A 3478-nucleotide genomic window follows, 5' to 3' on the forward strand; every position below is an offset into this window, starting at 1 on the left:
ACCGCCCGTACTTTGAGAACTACACAGTGGACGCGAGCATCTTATAGATAGCGAACGGCAGATCTTTTTTCAAAAGGAGGTCTGCTGGCTCATGTGATTTCAAGTCTTTAAGAGCAAACGGTGGATGCCTTGGCATCTGGAGCCGAAGAAGGACGTGGCAATCTGCGATAAGCCTCGGGGAGCTGATAAGCGAGCTTTGATCCGAGGATGTCCGAATGGGGAAACCCCGCTGGGCGGCGTGCCGACCCAGTGACTCCCGCCTGAATATATAGGGCGGGTAGAGGGAACGTGGGGAAGTGAAACATCTCAGTACCCACAGGAAGAGAAAACAACAGTGATTCCGTGAGTAGTGGCGAGCGAAACCGGATGAGGCTAAACCGGGCGTGTGTGATAGGCGGCGGCCGTTGCACGTTCGGGGTTGTGGGACTCTCTTGACTCTTCTGCCGGAGGGTCGACGTGACAGAAGCGTATAGACGAACGGTCTTGAATGGCCGGCCAGAGTGGGTGGCAGCCCCGTAGTCGAAATGCGTGTTCTGGCGTGGAGAGGATCCCAAGTAGCACGGGGCCCGAGAAATCCCGTGTGAATCTGCCAGGACCACCTGGTAAGCCTAAATACTCCCAGATGACCGATAGCGGACAAGTACCGTGAGGGAAAGGTGAAAAGTACCCCGGGAGGGGAGTGAAATAGTACCTGAAACCGTTTGCTTACAAACCGTTGGAGCACCCCTGGTAGGTGTGACAGCGTGCCTTTTGAAGAATGAGCCTGCGAGTTAGTGATACGTGGCGAGGTTAACCCGTGTGGGGTAGCCGTAGCGAAAGCGAGTCTGAATAGGGCGATTTTAGTCGCGTGTCCTAGACCCGAAGCGAAGTGATCTATCCATGGCCAGGCTGAAGCGACGGTAAGACGTCGTGGAGGGCCGAACCCACTTAGGTTGAAAACTGAGGGGATGAGCTGTGGATAGGGGTGAAAGGCCAATCAAACTTCGTGATAGCTGGTTCTCTCCGAAATGCATTTAGGTGCAGCGTTGCGTGTTTCTTGCCGGAGGTAGAGCTACTGGATGGCCGATGGGCCCTACAAGGTTACTGACGTCAGCCAAACTCCGAATGCCGGTAAGTGAGAGCGCAGCAGTGAGACTGTGGGGGATAAGCTTCATAGTCGAGAGGGAAACAACCCAGACCACCAACTAAGGTCCCTAAGCGCGTGCTAAGTGGGAAAGGATGTGGAGTTGCTCAGACAACCAGGAGGTTGGCTTAGAAGCAGCCACCCTTGAAAGAGTGCGTAATAGCTCACTGGTCAAGTGATTCCGCGCCGACAATGTAACGGGGCTCAAGCACGCCACCGAAGTTGTGGCATTGACACTTTTGGTAGGCCTTCGTGGTCCAGCCGTGTTGATGGGTAGGAGAGCGTCGTGTGGCGAGTGAAGCGGCGGTGTGAACCAGCCGTGGACGCCACACGAGTGAGAATGCAGGCATGAGTAGCGAATGACGTGTGAGAAACACGTCCTCCGAAAGACCAAGGGTTCCAGGGTCAAGCTAATCTTCCCTGGGTAAGTCGGGACCTAAGGCGAGGCCGACAGGCGTAGTCGATGGACAACGGGTTGATATTCCCGTACCGGCGAAGAACCGCCCCAACCAATCCAGTGGTGCTAAGCGCCCGAACCCATCCACCGTCACCTTCGGGTGACACCGGGTGGGGGAGCGCGCGACCCCATGCTGGTGCGGTTAGCGTATTAACAGGTGTGACGCAGGAAGGTAGCCCAAGCCAGGCGATGGTAGTCCTGGTGCAAGTGCGTAGGCCGACTTCTAGGCAAATCCGGAAGTCATGAGGCTGAGACACGATGCGGATGAAAAGTGGGTGATCCTATGCTGCCGAGAAAAGCATCGACGCGAGGTTCTAGCCGCCCGTACCCCAAACCGACTCAGGTGGTCAGGTAGAGAATACCAAGGAGATCGAGATAATCGTGGTTAAGGAACTCGGCAAAATGCCCCCGTAACTTCGGGAGAAGGGGGGCCATCCACTTATTAGGGCTTGCCCCGAAAGGGTGTGGTGGCCGCAGAGACCAGTGGGTAGCGACTGTTTATTAAAAACACAGGTCCGTGCCAAGTCGCAAGACGATGTATACGGACTGACGCCTGCCCGGTGCCGGAAGGTTAAGAGGACGGGTTAGCCGCAAGGCGAAGCTCAGAATTTAAGCCCCGGTAAACGGCGGTGGTAACTATAACCATCCTAAGGTAGCGAAATTCCTTGTCGGGTAAGTTCCGACCTGCACGAATGGCGTAACGACTTCCCAACTGTCTCAACCACGAACTCGGCGAAATTGCATTACGAGTAAAGATGCTCGTTACGCGCAGCAGGACGGAAAGACCCCGTGACCTTTACTACAGCTTGGTATTGGTGTTCGGTGTGGCTTGTGTAGGATAGGTGGGAGACTGTGAAGCGGATACGCCAGTATTCGTGGAGTCGTTGTTGAAATACCACTCTGGTCACTCTGGATGTCTAACTTCGAACCGTGATCCGGTTCAGGGACAGTGCCTGGTGGGTAGTTTAACTGGGGCGGTTGCCTCCCAAAGAGTAACGGAGGCGCCCAAAGGTTCCCTCAACCTGGTTGGCAATCAGGTGGCGAGTGTAAGTGCACAAGGGAGCTTGACTGTGAGACTGACAGGTCGAGCAGGGACGAAAGTCGGGACTAGTGATCCGGCAGTGGCTTGTGGAAGCGCTGTCGCTCAACGGATAAAAGGTACCTCGGGGATAACAGGCTGATCTTGCCCAAGAGTCCATATCGACGGCATGGTTTGGCACCTCGATGTCGGCTCGTCGCATCCTGGGGCTGGAGTAGGTCCCAAGGGTTGGGCTGTTCGCCCATTAAAGCGGTACGCGAGCTGGGTTTAGAACGTCGTGAGACAGTTCGGTCCCTATCCGCTGCGCGCGTAGGAAGTTTGAGAGGATCTGACCCTAGTACGAGAGGACCGGGTTGGACGAACCTCTGGTGTGTCAGTTGTTCCGCCAGGAGCACCGCTGATTAGCTACGTTCGGGATGGATAACCGCTGAAAGCATCTAAGCGGGAAGCCGGCCTCAAGATGAGACTTCCATACCTTCGGGTGAGAGGCTCCCAGCCAGACTACTGGGTTGATAGGCCAGATGTGGAAGCACGGCAACGTGTGCAGCTGACTGGTACTAATAAGCCGATGACTTGATAACACCTCGTCTATCCTGACGATGCTTGCGTCCACTGAGTGGTTCTCGATGTACGGTCGAGAACACAAGCAACAACTGACTTTTGCTTGACTGAAACATCAACAGTGTTTCGGCGGTCATAGCGAGAGGGAAACGCCCGGTCCCATTCCGAACCCGGAAGCTAAGCCTCTCAGCGCCGATGGTACTGCAGGGGGGACCCTGTGGGAGAGTAGGACACCGCCGGACTTCCTTTAACAGAAGGGCCACCCAACGCTGGGTGGCCCTTCTGCATTTACCGGGCA

Annotated in this window: 2 rRNA genes; both read left to right on the forward strand. The window is 55.5% G+C overall.

Annotated features, from left to right (window positions below):
• Positions 1-97: 97 nt before the first annotated feature.
• Positions 98-3200: ribosomal RNA gene (locus tag IEX37_RS15775) — 23S ribosomal RNA — on the forward strand.
• 105 nt (positions 3201-3305) lie between these two features.
• Positions 3306-3422, forward strand: a 5S ribosomal RNA gene (rrf, locus tag IEX37_RS15780).
• The last annotated feature ends 56 nt before the right edge of the window (positions 3423-3478 follow it).

It is taken from the genome of Microbacterium album (genome assembly GCF_014643695.1).
GTDB classification, from domain to species: Bacteria; Actinomycetota; Actinomycetes; order Actinomycetales; family Microbacteriaceae; genus Microbacterium; species Microbacterium album.